General features: G+C 42.5%; 15 protein-coding genes and 1 tRNA gene. 14 read left to right on the top strand and 2 right to left on the bottom strand.

Annotated elements, in window-relative coordinates; translation table 11 throughout:
• Positions 1-73: 73 nt before the first annotated feature.
• The 10 genes from ACOOEY_RS00940 (at position 74) to rplT (ending at position 12,594) form a co-directional block, all read left to right on the top strand.
• The gene (locus tag ACOOEY_RS00940; protein WP_420386787.1) at positions 74-544 is read left to right on the top strand and encodes a hypothetical protein; all 471 of its coding nucleotides are present in this window, start codon (positions 74-76) and stop codon (positions 542-544) included.
• 151 nt (positions 545-695) lie between these two features.
• Complete coding sequence (locus ACOOEY_RS00935) at positions 696-2,567, top strand: DNA topoisomerase IV subunit B (RefSeq protein WP_420386786.1); 1,872 nt, start codon at positions 696-698, stop codon at positions 2,565-2,567.
• 35 nt (positions 2,568-2,602) lie between these two features.
• Positions 2,603-2,977 (top strand): GxxExxY protein, encoded by a 375-nt coding sequence (locus tag ACOOEY_RS00930; RefSeq protein ID WP_420386785.1) that lies wholly within the window; start codon positions 2,603-2,605, stop codon positions 2,975-2,977.
• Positions 2,978-3,011: 34 nt separating this feature from the next.
• A complete protein-coding gene (locus tag ACOOEY_RS00925; protein WP_420386784.1) occupies positions 3,012-5,777 on the top strand; it encodes a DNA gyrase/topoisomerase IV subunit A in 2,766 nt (921 codons plus the stop codon).
• A gap of 182 nt (positions 5,778-5,959) precedes the next feature.
• Positions 5,960-6,649 (top strand): TrmH family RNA methyltransferase, encoded by a 690-nt coding sequence (locus ACOOEY_RS00920; protein WP_420386783.1) that lies wholly within the window; start codon positions 5,960-5,962, stop codon positions 6,647-6,649.
• Positions 6,650-6,730: 81 nt separating this feature from the next.
• Positions 6,731-9,241 (top strand): DUF5686 family protein, encoded by a 2,511-nt coding sequence (locus tag ACOOEY_RS00915; protein ID WP_420386782.1) that lies wholly within the window; start codon positions 6,731-6,733, stop codon positions 9,239-9,241.
• A 108-nt stretch (positions 9,242-9,349) separates the two neighbouring features.
• The gene (thrS, locus tag ACOOEY_RS00910) at positions 9,350-11,299 is read left to right on the top strand and encodes a threonine--tRNA ligase (RefSeq protein WP_420386781.1); all 1,950 of its coding nucleotides are present in this window, start codon (positions 9,350-9,352) and stop codon (positions 11,297-11,299) included.
• Positions 11,300-11,394: 95 nt separating this feature from the next.
• Positions 11,395-11,946, top strand: a complete 552-nt coding sequence (infC, locus tag ACOOEY_RS00905; RefSeq protein WP_420386780.1) for a translation initiation factor IF-3 — start codon at positions 11,395-11,397, stop codon at positions 11,944-11,946.
• Positions 11,947-11,965: 19 nt separating this feature from the next.
• A complete protein-coding gene (gene rpmI, locus ACOOEY_RS00900; protein ID WP_420386779.1) occupies positions 11,966-12,160 on the top strand; it encodes a 50S ribosomal protein L35 in 195 nt (64 codons plus the stop codon).
• 89 nt (positions 12,161-12,249) lie between these two features.
• Positions 12,250-12,594: a 50S ribosomal protein L20 gene (gene rplT, locus ACOOEY_RS00895; RefSeq protein WP_420386778.1), complete on the top strand. Its 345-nt coding sequence runs from the start codon at positions 12,250-12,252 to the stop codon at positions 12,592-12,594.
• 50 nt (positions 12,595-12,644) lie between these two features.
• Here rplT and ACOOEY_RS00890 read toward each other — a convergent pair whose 3' ends face one another.
• Entirely contained in the window at positions 12,645-13,070 is a 426-nt protein-coding gene (locus tag ACOOEY_RS00890; protein WP_420386777.1) for a hypothetical protein, read from the bottom strand.
• Positions 13,071-13,306: 236 nt separating this feature from the next.
• Between ACOOEY_RS00890 and ACOOEY_RS00885 the strand changes: the two genes are divergently transcribed.
• From ACOOEY_RS00885 to ACOOEY_RS00875, 3 genes are all read left to right on the top strand, one after another.
• Entirely contained in the window at positions 13,307-13,996 is a 690-nt protein-coding gene (locus ACOOEY_RS00885) for a helix-turn-helix transcriptional regulator (protein WP_420386776.1), read from the top strand.
• Positions 13,997-14,070: 74 nt separating this feature from the next.
• Positions 14,071-15,036, top strand: coding sequence for an alpha/beta fold hydrolase (locus ACOOEY_RS00880; RefSeq protein WP_420386775.1), 966 nt, complete (start codon positions 14,071-14,073; stop codon positions 15,034-15,036).
• Positions 15,023-15,604 carry a YdeI/OmpD-associated family protein gene (locus tag ACOOEY_RS00875; RefSeq protein ID WP_420386774.1) on the top strand — a complete coding sequence of 194 codons (582 nt, stop codon included), beginning with the start codon at positions 15,023-15,025 and terminating at the stop codon, positions 15,602-15,604. The genes ACOOEY_RS00880 and ACOOEY_RS00875 overlap by 14 nt, the downstream gene beginning before the upstream one ends.
• A 54-nt stretch (positions 15,605-15,658) precedes the next feature.
• On the opposite strand, the gene ACOOEY_RS00870 is transcribed toward ACOOEY_RS00875, so the two are convergent.
• Positions 15,659-15,732, bottom strand: a tRNA-Met gene (locus ACOOEY_RS00870).
• Positions 15,733-15,888: 156 nt separating this feature from the next.
• On the opposite strand from ACOOEY_RS00870, the gene ACOOEY_RS00865 reads away from it, so the two are divergent.
• Entirely contained in the window at positions 15,889-16,284 is a 396-nt protein-coding gene (locus ACOOEY_RS00865) for an START-like domain-containing protein (protein ID WP_420386773.1), read from the top strand.

Raw genomic sequence — 16,284 nt, 5'->3', positions numbered from 1 at the left:
TTTTCTTCATTTTGGTCAAAACAAAATAAAACTCACAGTCAAATCCTTATCTTCGCGCAGAATTTGAGGAGATATGGATAAGTTCATCGGGTTTTTCAGAACAGTGAGTTATTTACTGTTTTTAGCAGCTTTATTATGGTCTTATGCCTATATGGTTGGACAGGTTACGTATCGGTTTGACACGAATGGTGACCCGGTTTATATGGTAGACAGGAATATGTATTTCTTTGGAGCCATGGGCATCTTCATCTTCGCGAATGCCGTTTGCGCTGTCTTTATTCAGACCCTGAAGAAGATCACCACCTCAGAAGATGGAGTTGGTTTGAGAAACCGATCACTGAAGCTGGACCTCATTACATGGACTAAAGGGTTCACCGGAATTCTGAATCTTTTCTTTGCGCTCATTATGTTCTTCCTGGGCTTGATGAACCTGGCAGAATCACATGAGTCACCAACCCTTGGTTTCTATGTTTATCTGGGGCCAATCCTGATTATAGCCTGGTTTTTTTACCTCGCTGTACTGTTGGGAAAAAGGCGATCCTAAATTAAGTCTCTCATTTTCAGAGGACATCAATAAGAAATGCCCGAGGCATTTTCAGACCACGTGCATTTTTAGTTTTTTAATTCTAACTTCCGACTTTGATGAGCACAAAAGAGTGCTGCGTTGACATCGAACTAAAGTTTTGAAATTCTGAATGGCAGATCAAGTAGCGAATTATACCGAAGATAGTATTCGGTCTCTCGATTGGAAAGAACACATCAGACTTCGACCCGGTATGTATATCGGAAAATTGGGTGACGGGTCGGCCCAGGATGACGGAATTTATGTATTGGTAAAGGAGATCATCGATAACTGTATCGATGAGCACATGATGGGTTTTGGTAAAACCATCGATGTGAAGGTTTCCGAGCATAAAGTTGAAGTCCGTGACTATGGTAGGGGAATACCCTTGGGGAAAGTAGTCGACTGTGTTTCTAAGATCAATACCGGTGGAAAATATGATAGTGGAGCCTTCCAGAAGTCTGTAGGACTGAATGGTGTGGGTACCAAGGCGGTGAATGCCCTGTCGACCTACTTCAAAGTACAATCCTACCGCGATGGTAAAACCAAGGTAGCTGAGTTTGAAAGAGGGGAAATCGTCAACGATGCCAAGGAAACGACCACCAGTGGCAGAAATGGTACAGCCATTGTCTTCCGTCCGGATGAAACCATCTTCAAGAACTACCACTTTATTCCCCAATACCTCGATGATCTGATCTGGAACTACTGTTTCCTCAACGCAGGTTTGACCATCAACTTCAACGGAGTCAAGTACCATTCTGAAAAAGGATTGTATGACCTCCTGTCGCGTAAGACAGATGTCGATAGCCTTCGCTATCCCATCATCCACTTAAGGGGAGAAGATATTGAAATTGCTCTGTCGCATACCAATCAGTACGGAGAAGACTATTATTCATTTGTGAACGGTCAGTACACCACTCAGGGAGGAACCCATCAGGCTGCGTTAAGAGAAGCTTTGGTGAAAACAGTCCGTGAGTTTTACAATAAGAACTTCGATGCTACGGATGTCAGAGCATCCATTGTAGGGGCTATTGCGGTCAGAGTACAGGAACCTGTGTTTGAATCACAAACCAAGACTAAGCTCGGTTCACAAAATGTGGCTCCCGATGGACCGACCATGCGGACTTTCGTCAATGACTTTGTGAAAAAAGCGCTGGATGATTTCCTGCACAGGGATGCCAAAACGGCCGAAGCACTACTGAAACGAATCCTTCAATCAGAGCGAGAACGAAAAGAAATTGCAGGAATTAAGAAGCTGGCCAATGAAAGAGCCAAGAAAGCTAACCTGCACAACAAGAAACTAAGAGACTGTCGAATCCACCTCGATGATAAGAAGGGTGATGAGGACATGAAGAATGCCACAACACTCTTCATTACAGAAGGAGACTCTGCCAGTGGATCCATCACCAAATCGAGAAATGTTCAGACTCAGGCGGTATTCAGTTTAAGAGGTAAGCCCCTCAACTGCTACGGTCAGACCAAGAAAGTGGTATATGAGAATGAGGAATTCAACCTGCTTCAGCATGCCTTGAATATTGAGGACGGACTCGAAGGGCTCAGGTATGATAAGATCGTTATTGCGACCGATGCTGATGTAGACGGTATGCACATCAGGTTATTATTACTGACCTACTTCCTCCAGTTTTTCCCTGACCTGGTCAGAAGAGGACATGTCTATATTCTGGAGACTCCATTATTCAGGGTCCGGAATAAGAAAGAGACCATCTATTGCTATAGCGATGAAGAGAGACAGGCTGCCATCAATAAGTTGGGCAATAAGCCTGAGATTACCCGATTCAAAGGGTTAGGAGAAATCTCACCTGATGAATTCAAAGGCTTTATTGGCCCCGATATGAGATTGGAGCCGATTATTTTGAAGAAAGATACCAGCATCAATGAAGTGCTGAAGTTCTACATGGGTAAGAACACTCCGGACAGACAGGAATTCATCATAGACAACCTCCGCGTAGAGAAAGATCTGGCTGAGGAAGTCATAACTGGCTAGGAGCAGAATTCTCAGTATGTGAGAATTCTCAGGATATGATTAAAGATGAATTGACATATTCGGTTATCGGTTGTGCAATGAAGATTCATAACACAATGGGTCCCGGCTTTCAGGAAGTGATATACCAAAGATGTATGGCCATTGAGCTTAGAAACGCTGGAATAGGTTTCCAGCGGGAGAAGGAGCAGGTTGTTTATTATGATGGTATAGAGGTTGGGATTAGAAGGGCTGATTTTATTATTGAAAGTAAATTGATTTTAGAGCTAAAGGCTGTGGTACAGTTAGAGGATGTTCATTTGGCTCAGGCCAAGAACTATACCGTAGCCTATGATTTTCCAAGAGGTCTGTTGATCAACTTTGGAAGTAAAAGCTTAGAGTATAAACTGATGTTTAATCCGAAGTATAATTAAGTAATTCTCTGATTCAGAGAATTCTGATACTGACATGAGCGAAGATAACTTAGACAACATCAACGAAGAAGACGGAGCAATTAAGGAGAAGATTCCTGTATCAGGAATGTATCAGAATTGGTTTCTCGATTACGCTTCATATGTAATTCTGGAGAGGGCAGTACCTGCCATAGAAGATGGTTTCAAGCCGGTGCAACGAAGAATTTTGCACTCCATGAAAGAAATGGATGATGGCCGCTTCAATAAAGTAGCCAATATCATAGGTCAGACCATGCAATATCACCCGCATGGTGATGCTTCTATTGGTGATGCTATTGTCAACCTCGGGCAAAAGGATCTGTTGATCGAAACCCAGGGGAACTGGGGCGATATCCGTACCGGAGATGGTGCCGCAGCACCGAGATACATCGAAGCCAGACTATCCAAATTTGCCCTGGAGGTGGTTTTCAACCCGCAGACCACTAACTGGCAGCTATCTTACGATGGAAGAAAGAAGGAGCCAGTTACTTTGCCGGTTAAGTTCCCTCTTTTACTCGCTCAAGGCGTGGAAGGAATTGCCGTAGGCCTCTCAACCAAAATATTGCCGCACAACTTTGTGGAGTTGATTCAGGCTTCAATCAAGATACTTCAAGGGAAGAAACCGAAAATCTATCCTGACTTCCCAACAGGAGGTATGGCCGATTTCTCAGAGTACAATGACGGTCTCAGAGGAGGAAAAGTAAAGGTCAGAGCCAAGATTGAAGAACTGGATAAGAAGACACTTATCATTAAAGATATTCCTTTTGGTACTACCACTACCGGCCTGATCGATTCCATCATTAAGGCCAATGACAAAGGAAAGATCAAGATTAAGAAGGTAGTAGATAACACGGCTGAGTTCGTAGAGATACTGGTTGAGTTGGCTCCGGGTCAGTCACCTAATATTACCATCGATGCCCTTTATGCTTTCACAGATTGTGAACTGAGCATTTCCCCCAATGCCTGTGTTATTATTGATGAAAAACCACGCTTTATCAGTGTCAATGAAATTCTGAAAATCAATACCGAGCAGACCGTTGAGTTGCTGCGTCAGGAATTGGAGATCAGAAAAGGAGAGCTGTTGGAGAAAATACTCTTCTCTTCTTTGGAGAAGATCTTCATTGAGAACAGGATTTACCGAGACATTGAAGAATGTGAAACCTGGGAATCAGTTATCGAGACCATCGATAAAGGTTTGGATCCTTTCAAAGCCGACTTCTACAGAGAGATTACCCGCGATGACATTATCCGTTTAACGGAGATTAAGATTAAGCGTATTTCTAAGTTTGACTCATTTAAGGCCGATGAGCTCATGCGTAAGCTGGAAGAAGAGCTGGCAGAGGTAGAGCATAACCTGGCCAATCTGGTTGATTTCGCTATTGCCTACTATCAGAACCTACTGGAGAAATATGGCAAAGGCAGGGAGAGAAAGACGGAGATCAAATCATTCGAAAATATTGCTGCCACGGTAGTAGCGGCTAATAATGCCAAGCTTTATGTCAACCGTGCCGAAGGCTTTATTGGTTATGGACTTAAGAAGGACGAATTCATTTGTGAATGCTCCGACATTGACGATATCATTGTTTTCAGGAGGGATGGTAAGTTCCAGGTAGTCAGAATTTCGGATAAAGTCTTTGTGGGTAAAGACATTCTGTGGGCCGGAGTCTTCAATAAGAATGACGAACGAATGGTCTACAATATGATGTACCTAGATGGTAAGAGTGGCAGAACCATGGTGAAGCGATTCCAGGTGTTGGCCATTACCAGAGATAAGGAATATGACCTGACCAAAGGGGAGAGAGGCTCTAAGGTGATTTACTTCACTGCCAATCCGAATGGAGAAGCCGAACTAGTTACTATTTACCTGACTTCCGGTGCTAAAGCCCGCATTAAAGTCTTTGACTTCAGCTTTGCTGATATTGAAATTAAAGGTAGGGGAGCCGGAGGAAACATTGTTACCAAGTATCCGGTGAGGAAAGTCCAGTTGAAAATGGAAGGTAAGTCTACCTTAGGCGGACTTGACATCTGGTACGATGATTCAGTAGGAAGACTCAACCGCGATGAAAGAGGAGATCTGCTGGGTAATTTCCAGGCCGAAGACAAGATTCTGGTTATTTACAATTCAGGGGAGTATGAATTGACCACTTTCGATCTCACTAATCGCTATGAACCAGATAAAATTCATTTGATCGAGAAGTTTGATGCAGAAAAGGCCATTGCCGCAGTTCATTATGATCCGGCATCTGGGGCACACTACATCAAGCGTTTCCAGATAGAAACCTCAACCCTCGATAAGCGCTTCTGCTTTATTAGCGAAGAAAAAGGCGCTAAGCTGTTGATGGCCACTACAGAAGATTCAGCTCAAATTGAAGTGCACTACACGGTGAAAGGGTCCAGGGAAAGGAAGACTTCTACCTATGATGTAGATATGCTGATTGATATCAAAGGCTGGAAGGCAACAGGAAACAAGCTTTCTCCGCACAGCGTGAAGAAGGTAGTGTTACTGGGCAACAAGAAGTCTAAGCCTAATGCTGAGGTCGAAGAGGAAGAAGGAAGTACTGACAGCAAAGAGGTACAAAAGGTGCATAAGCCCGAGGCTTCAGCAGAAGCGACACCACAGGTAGAAAAACAAGAAGTAACGCCTGAGGAAAAGCCTGAAGCAAAATCTGAGGCGAAGGAAGAAAAGAAGGAAGATCCAAAATCAGGCGAAGCACCTAAGAAAGACGATGATAAAAAGTCGGGAGGTAGTTATGGTGTAGGTGAAACCATCGACCTTTTTTAAATAAGTAAATTACCAGACCCTTATAGTCCTCAAAAATTATAATCATTTTTGAGGACTATAAGGGTCTCCAATATCCTGATTGTTTTAGACTTACAAGAATGTAAACCTTTAGGGTTAAGGTTGTTATATTATTGTTTGTTCATCTTATTAGGTTGTTGGAGTTTCTTCCGGCAACCTTTTTTATGCAAAGAGAATTAAAACAATACCTTATTCAGCGATTGGAAGAATATGTGACTGAGAATAAGGTGCAACTGATAGAATCCGTACTGGCAGAAAGAACCAGACATATTACAGTGGTACTGGAAGACTTCTACCATCCCCATAATGCCAGTGCTGTTATGCGAACATGTGATTGTTTTGGTATTCAGGATGTTTATGTCACACAAAACCTGCACAATTATAATGTCAATCCCAACGTAGTCAGGGGAGCCTCTAAATGGCTTGATCTCCATATGTTTGAAAGAGAGGAACATAGCACGGAGAAGTGCTTTAACCTGCTGAAATCGAAAAAATACCGCCTTATTGGTACAACCCCAGACAAAGAATCTGCATCTATAAAGACATTGGATATTACTGAACCCATTGCTTTTGTATTCGGTACGGAAAAGGATGGTATTTCAGACTATGCCAGAGAGCATGTCGATGAACTGGTACATATTCCAATGTATGGTTTTACCGAGTCTTTTAATGTGTCAGTAAGTGCAGCACTGATATTAAATGAGTTGGTAAGCCGGATTCGCGAAAGTGCTGTTAGCTGGCAGTTAAGTGAAGAAGATAAAGAAGAATTAAAGTACAAATGGTATCAGCAAATCGTAAAAAGAGCAGATTTGCACATCAAAAATTTTATTTCGGAACATTCCGAAGATAACTAACGTTTGCACAAAATTGGAATTCTGAAATGCATCACCTAAAAGGTTAAGGCGTTATAAGGTTCTACGACTAAAAACTCAAAATTGAAATCAACAACAACACTGGTAATTATCTTTTTCAACCTGCTCTGTTCTATAGGTTGGTCTCAAACTGTGCTGGAAGGAAAAGTGACTGATGCTGAGACGGGAGACCCCATTCCCTTTGCCAGCGTTTATTTTTTAGGCACCACAATAGGCGTAGCCACAGACTTCGATGGCTTCTACAAGATCGAAGGCGATGCAGAAACCGATACACTCGTGGTTTCTTATATCGGTTATGAAACCAAAAAGAAACTGTATCAGAAAGGTATAGCACAGGTCATAGACTTTCAGTTAAAACCGGAAGCGACATCACTGGGAGATTTCGTGGTGACTGCCGGTAAAGTGGAAAATCCGGCCTGGGAAATCATCAGACAGGTGATTGACAACAAAGGCAACAATGATAAGAGAAGATTGGAGGCTTATGAGTACGACAGCTACAATAAGATTGAGATAGATATAGATAATATATCTGAGAGGCTGAAGCAGAAGAAGTTCATGCAGAAGATTACTGCTGTGCTGGATTCGATCGAGATCATTGCCGGTGAAGATGGAAAGCCCATTCTGCCACTATTTATCTCTGAATCACTATCGACTTTCTATTATCGCTCAGACCCAAGATTGTCCAAAGAACATGTCCAAAGAACAAAGATTACCGGAGTGGGTATTGAAGACGGTAGCCTCATTTCACAGGTCGTGGGTTCATCCTTTCAGCAATACAATTTTTATCAGAACCGAATGAATATTGTGGAGAGAGAATTCGCTTCACCTATATCTGATGGCTGGAGGTTGCTCTATGATTATGAGCTGGAAGACTCTGTCTATTTGGGCGATGAATTCTGTTACCTGATCAATTTTAAACCAAAGAATGATCAGGAGTTGGCCTTCCTGGGGAATATGTGGATTGCTAAAGAGGGCTATGCCCTTAAACAGATCGATGCAACGGTGCAACGTACGGCCAACCTCAACTTTATTGAAAAGATTAAAATCCAGCAAGAGCTGGAAAGGGTGAATAATGAAGCATGGTTACCTGTCAAAACCAGGGTATTGGTAGATGTCGCTGAGATCACCAATAAATCAGCCGGGTTCCTCGCTAAGTTTTACACTTCCAATAAGAACCTGCAAGTTACCGAGCCAAGAGATTTAAAGTTCTTTGAAAGAGCCATTGAACTGGCAGAAGATGCCAGAATAGCCGATGAGCAGTTCTGGGAAGACAGTCGCCATGATAAGCTGACACCAACAGAAGTCAATGTGATCTCCATGATCGATACCCTCAAAAACATTCCGATTGTCAAAACCTGGACCACTTTGGCCAAGACCTTTGCCAGAGGTTATGTAGAAGTAGGACAACTGGATTTAGGGCCATGGCCATTCCTGGTGGGGAATAATGATGTTGAAGGATTCAGACTGAGAGTCGGAGGTAGAACCAATGAGAACTTCAGCAGGAAGTGGCAGTTCAATGGATATGTCGCTTATGGTTTCGATGATGAGCAGTTCAAGTACGGAGTGGGCACTAAAATGATAGCCGACCGTGACCACTGGACAGTCCTCGATGCCCAGTACAGAAAAGATGTCGATCAATACGGTATTCAACCCGATGCGCTCACAGATATTGAAAGCGGCAGTGCTTTCCTGGCATTGACACAATTGGGTAACCTGGTGCGACCCTTCCGCTATGAGGGCTACCAGTTTGGAGCATTCAGACAGTTTTCCAGAGCCTTTTCAGCCGGTATCAGATTGAAGTACACGGAATACCATCCTGAGTTTCCATTCAGATATAGAACAGAGTTAAACAGGCCTGATTCACCATTAGGCAGTGACTATGCCACATCAGAAGTCACATTAAGACTTAAATATGCCAGAGACGAGGCCTTCATTATCAATGATAACAACCGAATCAGTCTGGGTACTCTTCGTTGGCCAACCTTCCTCGTTTCTGTTACCCGTGGATTCAAAGGAGTAGCCGGTGGAGACTTTGACTATACCCGGGTGAACCTGGGCGTCTCACAACGATTGAAGCTGGGTTTCTGGGGAATTTCTACCTATCAGGTTAATGCAGGTCATACCTTCGAAGACCTGCCATACACCATGCTGAATGCACACATTGGTAATGAGCAGTTTGTTTACACCAATATTGCCTTTAACACCATGAACTTCTTTGAGTTTGTGAGCCAGTCGTATGCCTCCCTGAGGTACCAGCATCAATTCGAAGGCTTCATCCTTAACAGAGTCCCTTTAATCAGGAAGCTCAAATGGAGATTGGTAGGAACCGGTAATGTACTATTTGGAGGAGTAAGTCAGAGTACCTTGGACGTTCAGGCACTGCAGGATGAAAGCGGAAACCCGTTGCCTCAGTTTGATGTGCTGGAAAACGGCAGGCCTTTCGCTGAGGTAGGAGTAGGGGTTGAAAACATTTTCAAATTCTTCCGGGTCGACTATATCAGAAGACTTACCTATCTCGATAAGCCCGGTGTGAATAATTCCGCTATCAAATTAAGCTTTAACCTAAGTCTTTAATCAATTAATTACGGCTCCATTGAGTGCTTGCAGATTAATATTGCATATTTGCAGCCTGAATAGATTTTAAGCAAAACCGATGGTTTGTAGCATCGGAAAAAGATTAAAATGAGTAACGAAAAAATCAAAATCACCTTACCCGATGGCAGTGTAAGAGAATACCCTCAAGGGGCCTCTGCCATGGATGTAGCACTGAGTATCAGTGAAGGCCTTGCCAGAAACGTATTATCCGCTGAAGTAAACGGAGAAGTCTGGGATGCCGATAGACCCATCAACAGCGATGCAAGTCTTAAATTGCTCACCTGGAATGATGATGATGGAAAAGCCACCTTCTGGCATTCATCAGCTCACTTAATGGCTGAAGCACTTGAGTCACTTTATCCAGGAATCAAACTGGGAATCGGTCCTTCAATAGACCAGGGATACTACTATGATGTAGACTTTGGAGATCAGGAGTTCGATGCCAATCATCTGGAGGATATCGAGAAGAAGATGCTCGAACTGGCCAGAGAGAAAAACACCTACGATAGAAAGGAAGTCTCAAAAGCTGATGCCATCCAGTATTTCACTGAAAAAGGTGACGAATACAAACTGGAATTGATCGATGGACTGGAAGACGGTTCCATCACTTTCTATACCCAGGGCGGATTTACCGATCTATGCCGTGGACCACATATTCCTAATACCGGCTTCATTAAGGCAGTAAAACTGTTGAATGTGGCGGGCGCTTACTGGAGAGGTGATGAGACAAGAAAACAGCTCACCCGTATTTATGGAATTACCTTTCCTAAGCAGAAAGAGTTGACTGAGTTTCTCCATAACCTGGAAGAAGCTAAAAAGCGGGACCATAGAAAATTAGGTAAGGAACTCGAACTCTTTACTTTCTCTGAGAAAGTAGGAATGGGTCTGCCTCTGTGGTTGCCGAAGGGAACCAGATTGAGAGAGCGCCTTGAGTCTTTCATGAGAAAAGCTCAGGTAAAGGCAGGTTACGAACCTGTAGTGACTCCACATATCGGTCATAAGAACCTGTATGTGACTTCAGGTCACTATGAGAAATATGGTGAGGACTCATTTAAGCCTATCCAGACACCGAGTGAAGGAGAGGAGTTCTTGCTGAAGCCAATGAACTGTCCTCACCACTGTGAGATTTATAACTCGAAGCCGAGATCATATAAAGACCTGCCACTGAGATTGGCAGAATTTGGTACAGTGTATCGCTACGAGCAAAGTGGAGAATTACACGGACTGACTCGTGTAAGAGGCTTTACTCAGGATGATGCACATATCTTCTGTCGTCCCGATCAGGTGAAAGAAGAGTTTAAAAAGGTAATTGATCTGGTACTGTACGTATTCTCATCGCTTGGTTTTGAGGATTATGTGGCACAAATCAGCTTACGTGACCCGGAGAATAAGCAAAAGTACATTGGTGACGATGCGCTCTGGATAGAAGCTGAAAGCGCAATTCAGGAAGCTGCTGCGGAGAAAGGACTCAATACAGTGACTGAATTGGGAGAAGCAGCCTTTTATGGCCCTAAGCTGGACTTTATGGTGAAAGATGCTTTGGGTAGAAAGTGGCAACTGGGTACTATCCAGGTAGACTATACGCTTCCTGAAAGGTTTGAACTGGAATATACCGGTTCGGATAACCAGAAGCACCGACCTGTAATGATACACAGAGCCCCATTTGGTTCTTTGGAAAGATTCGTTGCGGTACTCATTGAACACTGTGCCGGAGAGTTTCCGTTGTGGTTAACTCCTGATCAGGTGGCTATTCTGCCTATTTCTGAAAAATATGCTGATTATGCTCAGGAGCTTTACTCTGTATTGGAAGAAGCTGATATCACCGGTTTTATTGATCATAGAGATGAGAAAATCGGTAGAAAGATCAGAGATGCTGAAGTGAAGAAAATACCGATTATGCTGATTGTGGGAGAAAAAGAAGCCGAACAAAGGGAGGTTTCTATCAGAAAACATGGTCAGGGAGATCAGGGAAGTATGTCAATTGACGATTTCATTGTTTATTTTAACAAAGAAAAAGCAGCCTCTCTCGGTCAATAATCTCAAAAACTGATTGAAGAGGGGTGTTGATTATTAGAAAATTATGCCGATATTTGCAGTCATTTTAACAAAACAAGGAGGTAACAATCGCTAAAATGAGAAGACGCTACCCACCAAGAGGTCGGGTAGAAGAACCATACAAGGTTAATGAAAAGATTACTGCCCGCCAGGTACGCGTGGTAGGAGAAAACGTAGAGCAAGGGGTTTTCCCCACAAGTAAGGCCCTACAAATGGCTAAGGACCAAAGTCTAGACCTTGTAGAAATTTCTCCAAAAGCGGATCCGCCTGTTTGTAAAGTTATTGATTACTCAAAGTTTAAGTACGAACAGAAGAAGAAGCAGAAGGAGATCAAAGCCAAAGCTTCGAAAACTGTAATCAAAGAAATCAGATTCGGACCTAACACGGATGATCACGATTTCGAGTTCAAGCTTAAGCATGCGGTCAACTTCCTGAAGGAAGGAGCTAAGGTTAAGGCCTATGTTCACTTTAAGGGAAGAACAATTGTGTATAAGGAGAGAGGAGAGATTCTCTTGCTCAAGTTCGCTCAGGCCCTGGAAGAATATGCCAAGGTAGAGCAACTACCAAAACTGGAAGGAAAAAGAATGTTCCTGTTTTTGGCTCCTAAAGCAGCTGGTAAGAAAAGTTAGTAAAACTAATATTTATAAAATGCCTAAAGTAAAAACTAAATCTGGAGCTAAAAAACGTTTCAAATTGACAGGAACTGGCAAAATCAAAAGAAAGCATGCTTTCAAAAGCCACATCCTGACTAAAAAAGAGACGAAGCAGAAACGTAATCTTACTCACATGGGCTTGGTTGACAAGTCTGATGAGAACAACGTTAAGCACATGCTCAACATTTAAAAAAAACCTTGAAGGTTTATGTTTAACCGGAGTTTTGGTCTTAAGTATCAGTCTTGTACTGGTCGCCAAAAATCAAAAACAACAAAAAAATGCCAAGATCAGTAAATTCAGTAGCATCTCGCGCAAGAAGAAAGAGAGTACTCAAGTTAGCCAAGGGCTATTGGGGAAGAAGAAAGAACGTATGGACTGTATCCAAGAATGCAGTTGAAAAAGGTCTCACTTACGCTTACAGAGACAGAAAAGCAAAGAAGAGAGAATTCAGAAAATTGTGGATTCAAAGAATCAATGCCGGAGCCAGAGAGCACGGTATGTCTTATTCTCAATTGATGGGTAAAATTGGTAAATCAGGTGTTGAGCTTAACAGAAAAGTGTTAGCTGACCTGGCCATGAATCACCCTGAAGCTTTCAAAGCAGTAGTAGATAAAGTGAAGTAATTCACTTCTGACAATATTAGAAGCCTCAACTTGAAAAAGTTGGGGCTTTTTTATTTCAGGTACAGTTTGGTGGAGTGCAGGAATTTAATCTTCACACTACCATCTTCATTGATCAGCAGAGCACTTTCCAGCCAACTTCTGTCACTCGGTATAACACCCTGGTTGAAATAGGTAATATGACCCGCATGCCCGGCAGATTCAAACCGAACTTCCTTAAAAGACCATTTCCTCCCTTTGGTCAGAGGCATTAATTCCAGTAGTTCATTGATCGTCCATACTTCATCATGTTCAAACATGTAAAAGTCATGGGTTAGACTCTGCTGCATGAGCAGCGTATCGGCAGAGCCTAAAGCTGTAAAGAAGTTTTCGATAGTAGAGAGGGCTTGTTCTTCAGAAATACCTTCCTTTTCTTCCAATGTTTTTGATTCACAGGAAATGAGCACCAGGAGTAAGGCGGTTAACACGACACTTTTCATAAGAGAAAAATGCATAAAAAATGTGAGTGTCCAATGAGTTGGCTGTACCTGGTTAAAATCTCATTGGATGGGACTGTTTCCATTAAATTAGAAGGATGAATATTGACTGGCATCTTATTTCAGTCTTTCTTCGAAGCGGAGTAAATTCACATTACTCACCATATTCATCTCAATCGTAAGAGTAGATTCCGCTTTCTGGTATTGACAAGAGGGTAAATCGGAGAAAATATTAATCAATGGAATATTCAGAAGTCAACAGATTATCTCGACTGACAGCAGTTTTAATTCAATTACAGACCAGGAGGATTGTCACTGCGACTGAATTATCCGAAAAATTCCAGGTGAGTAAAAGAACCATTTACCGGGATATCAAAGCACTGGAAAGTGCCGGAGTTCCCGTAGTAACCGAAGAAGGAAAGGGCTATAGGCTCATGGAGGGTTATAAGGTTCCCCCGGTCATGTTTACTGAAAAACAGGCCAATGCCCTGATATTAGCAGAGCAATTGGTCTTGAAAAATAGGGACGCCTCCTTTGTTCAGGATTATTCTGAAGCAATCGATAAGATAAAATCAATTCTCAATTACACCTTCAAGGACAAAGCCAATGTGCTTGCCGAACGAACTCAGTATAACCAGGTCAAAAATCAGGAGCGAAGCAGTAGTAATCTGTCAGATATCCAGTACGCATTGACCAATCAACTTCTTGTGAAGATTGAGTATAGGAATAAAGAAGAGAGTGAGTCGACAAGAATGATAGAGCCATTTGCACTTCTGAACTCAGATAATTGGTACCTGATTGCCTGGTGTCGTTTACGCAAAGAATTCCGGTTTTTTCGATTGGATAGAATACTTTCGATTGAACTTCAAACGGAAAACTTTGAGCCCCATCAAATGACGCTACAAGAGTATTTTGATAAATATCACTAATCCCTTTCCACCCTTGACATAGGGCTGTCACAGGTCCACTTTAGGTTTGTAACCAACTAAACTTGATAAAAGGAATGATAAACGTTACAAACTCAAATCTGAATTCAATTGAATTTCCAGAACCTACTATGATTTCCGTCAATGGCGTGGAACTGGAAGTTTTCGAAGCTGGGAAAGAAAACATCAAAGCCATTGTGCTCTGTCACGGTTTTCCAGAACATGCCTATTCCTGGCGATATCAGATTCCTGCACTCGTTGAAGCTGGCTATCACGTCATTGTTCCAAACCAAAGAGGTTATGGCAATTCGTCATGTCCCTCGGAAGTCACGGAGTACGACATAGCACACTTAACAGGTGACCTGGTGGCATTACTCGATCATTATGGATATCAAACAGCCACATTCATTGGTCATGATTGGGGTGCCAATGTAGTTTGGCATCTGGCTCTTCTACATCCAGATCGGGTGAGTAAAGTGATCAATTTAGCCTTGCCTTATCAGGAGAGGGGAGAGAGACCCTGGGTTGAGTTGATGGAAGAAGTCTTTGGAGAAGATTTCTACTTCGTTCACTTTAATAAGCAGCCAGGGGTGGCAGATGCCATACTGGAAGCCAATACTGGCCGGTTCCTTCGGAATTTGTTTCGTAAGAATGTGCCGCCTGCTCCTCCGGCACCAGGCATGATGATGATTAATTTGGCGAAAGCTCAACAAGCATTGGGTGATCCGATAGCAACTGAGGAAGAGTTGTCTGTTTTTATTTCAGCCTTTGAAGCATCCGGTTTTACAGGTAGTATTAACTGGTATAGAAACCTGGACCGTAACTGGCACCTGATGTCAGAGGTGAAACCAAAGATTATGCATCCAACGCTGATGATTTATGGAGAACGCGATATGATTCCAAAGTCTCCAACCCTAAAGGATTTTGCACCCAACTTAGAGGAGATAAGTCTGGATTGTGGTCATTGGATTCCTCAGGAAATGCCAGAAGAAACGAATCACGTTATTTTGAAATGGCTGGAAGATCAGGATGCCGAAAAGTGAAGTAGGAACTTTTAGTCCAACAAACCGGACAGACTGGAGAAATTGGTTGAAAAAGAACCACCGATCAAAACAGTCTGTTTGGCTTGTTTACTTTAAATCATCCACAAAGATTCCATCAATTACCTGGAGTGAAGCAGTTGATGAAGCGTTATGCTTCGGGTGGATAGACAGTACAAAGAAGGCTGTTGATGAAGAGAGGTATATGCAGTATTTCACTCAACGAAAGCCTAATAGTATCTGGTCACAGATCAATAAGGAGAAGGTAGCTAAGCTCATCCAAAAGAAGCTCATGACAAAAGCGGGCCTTGAGACCATAGAAATAGCTAAACGAAATGGCTCCTGGACTAAATTAGACGAAGTAGAAGCGCTGGTCATTCCCGATGATTTAAAAGAGCAGTTGAGACAATATGAGCATGCTACTCAATACTTTGAGAAGTTGAGTAAGTCCAATAAAAAGAGATTGTTATACTGGGTGTTTTCTGCTAAAAGATCTGAAACCAGACATAAGCGGATTGACGAAATTGTGCAATCAGCAAGTCAGGGGCAGATGCCACAACAATTCCGATAGACTTTACCCGCCTGAAATAAAAAAAAACCAGAAACGTAAGTTCCTGGTTTTGAGTAGCGAGGACGGGAGTTGAACCCGTGACCTCAGGGTTATGAATCCTGCGCTCTAACCAACTGAGCTACCTCGCCTGATTCAGATTTTTGTCCGGATTTTTCAACCCTCTGACCAAAATCGAGGTGCAAAGGTAATGAGCAATTCCTGATTTCTACAACCCACAGGCAAACTTTTTTTGTTTGTCCATATGGTAATTAAGTTCTATATTACTTCCATTCATTTTTTAGCCTATGGGAAAGTTAAAATTTGTCACTGAGTTTGAGGTAAATGCATCTCAAAAAATGCTCTTCCCTTACCTGAGTACGGCAAGTGGTTTGGCGCAGTGGTTTGCTGACGATGTTAATATCAACGAGGATAAGATTTACATTTTTCTTTGGGATGGAGAGGAGCACAGGGCACGAAAGGTTTCTCAAAGAACAAACCACTCAGTGAAGTTTGAATTTCTCCCCGAAACAGAAGAAGACGAAGATGATCCGAATTACATTGAGTTGAAGCTCGATGTCAATGACCTGACCCAAACAGTTTTTATTCAGATTACTGATTATTCAGATTTAGATGATGAAGAAGAACAACAAGACCTTTGGGAAAATCTGGTCCATTCGCTCAAAGAACTTATTGGAGGCTAG

It is taken from the genome of Roseivirga sp. (assembly GCF_965216855.1).
Classification (GTDB): domain Bacteria; phylum Bacteroidota; class Bacteroidia; order Cytophagales; family Cyclobacteriaceae; genus Roseivirga.
Note: the sequence above shows the minus strand (reverse complement) of the source record. Positions and strands in the feature narration are given on the sequence as shown.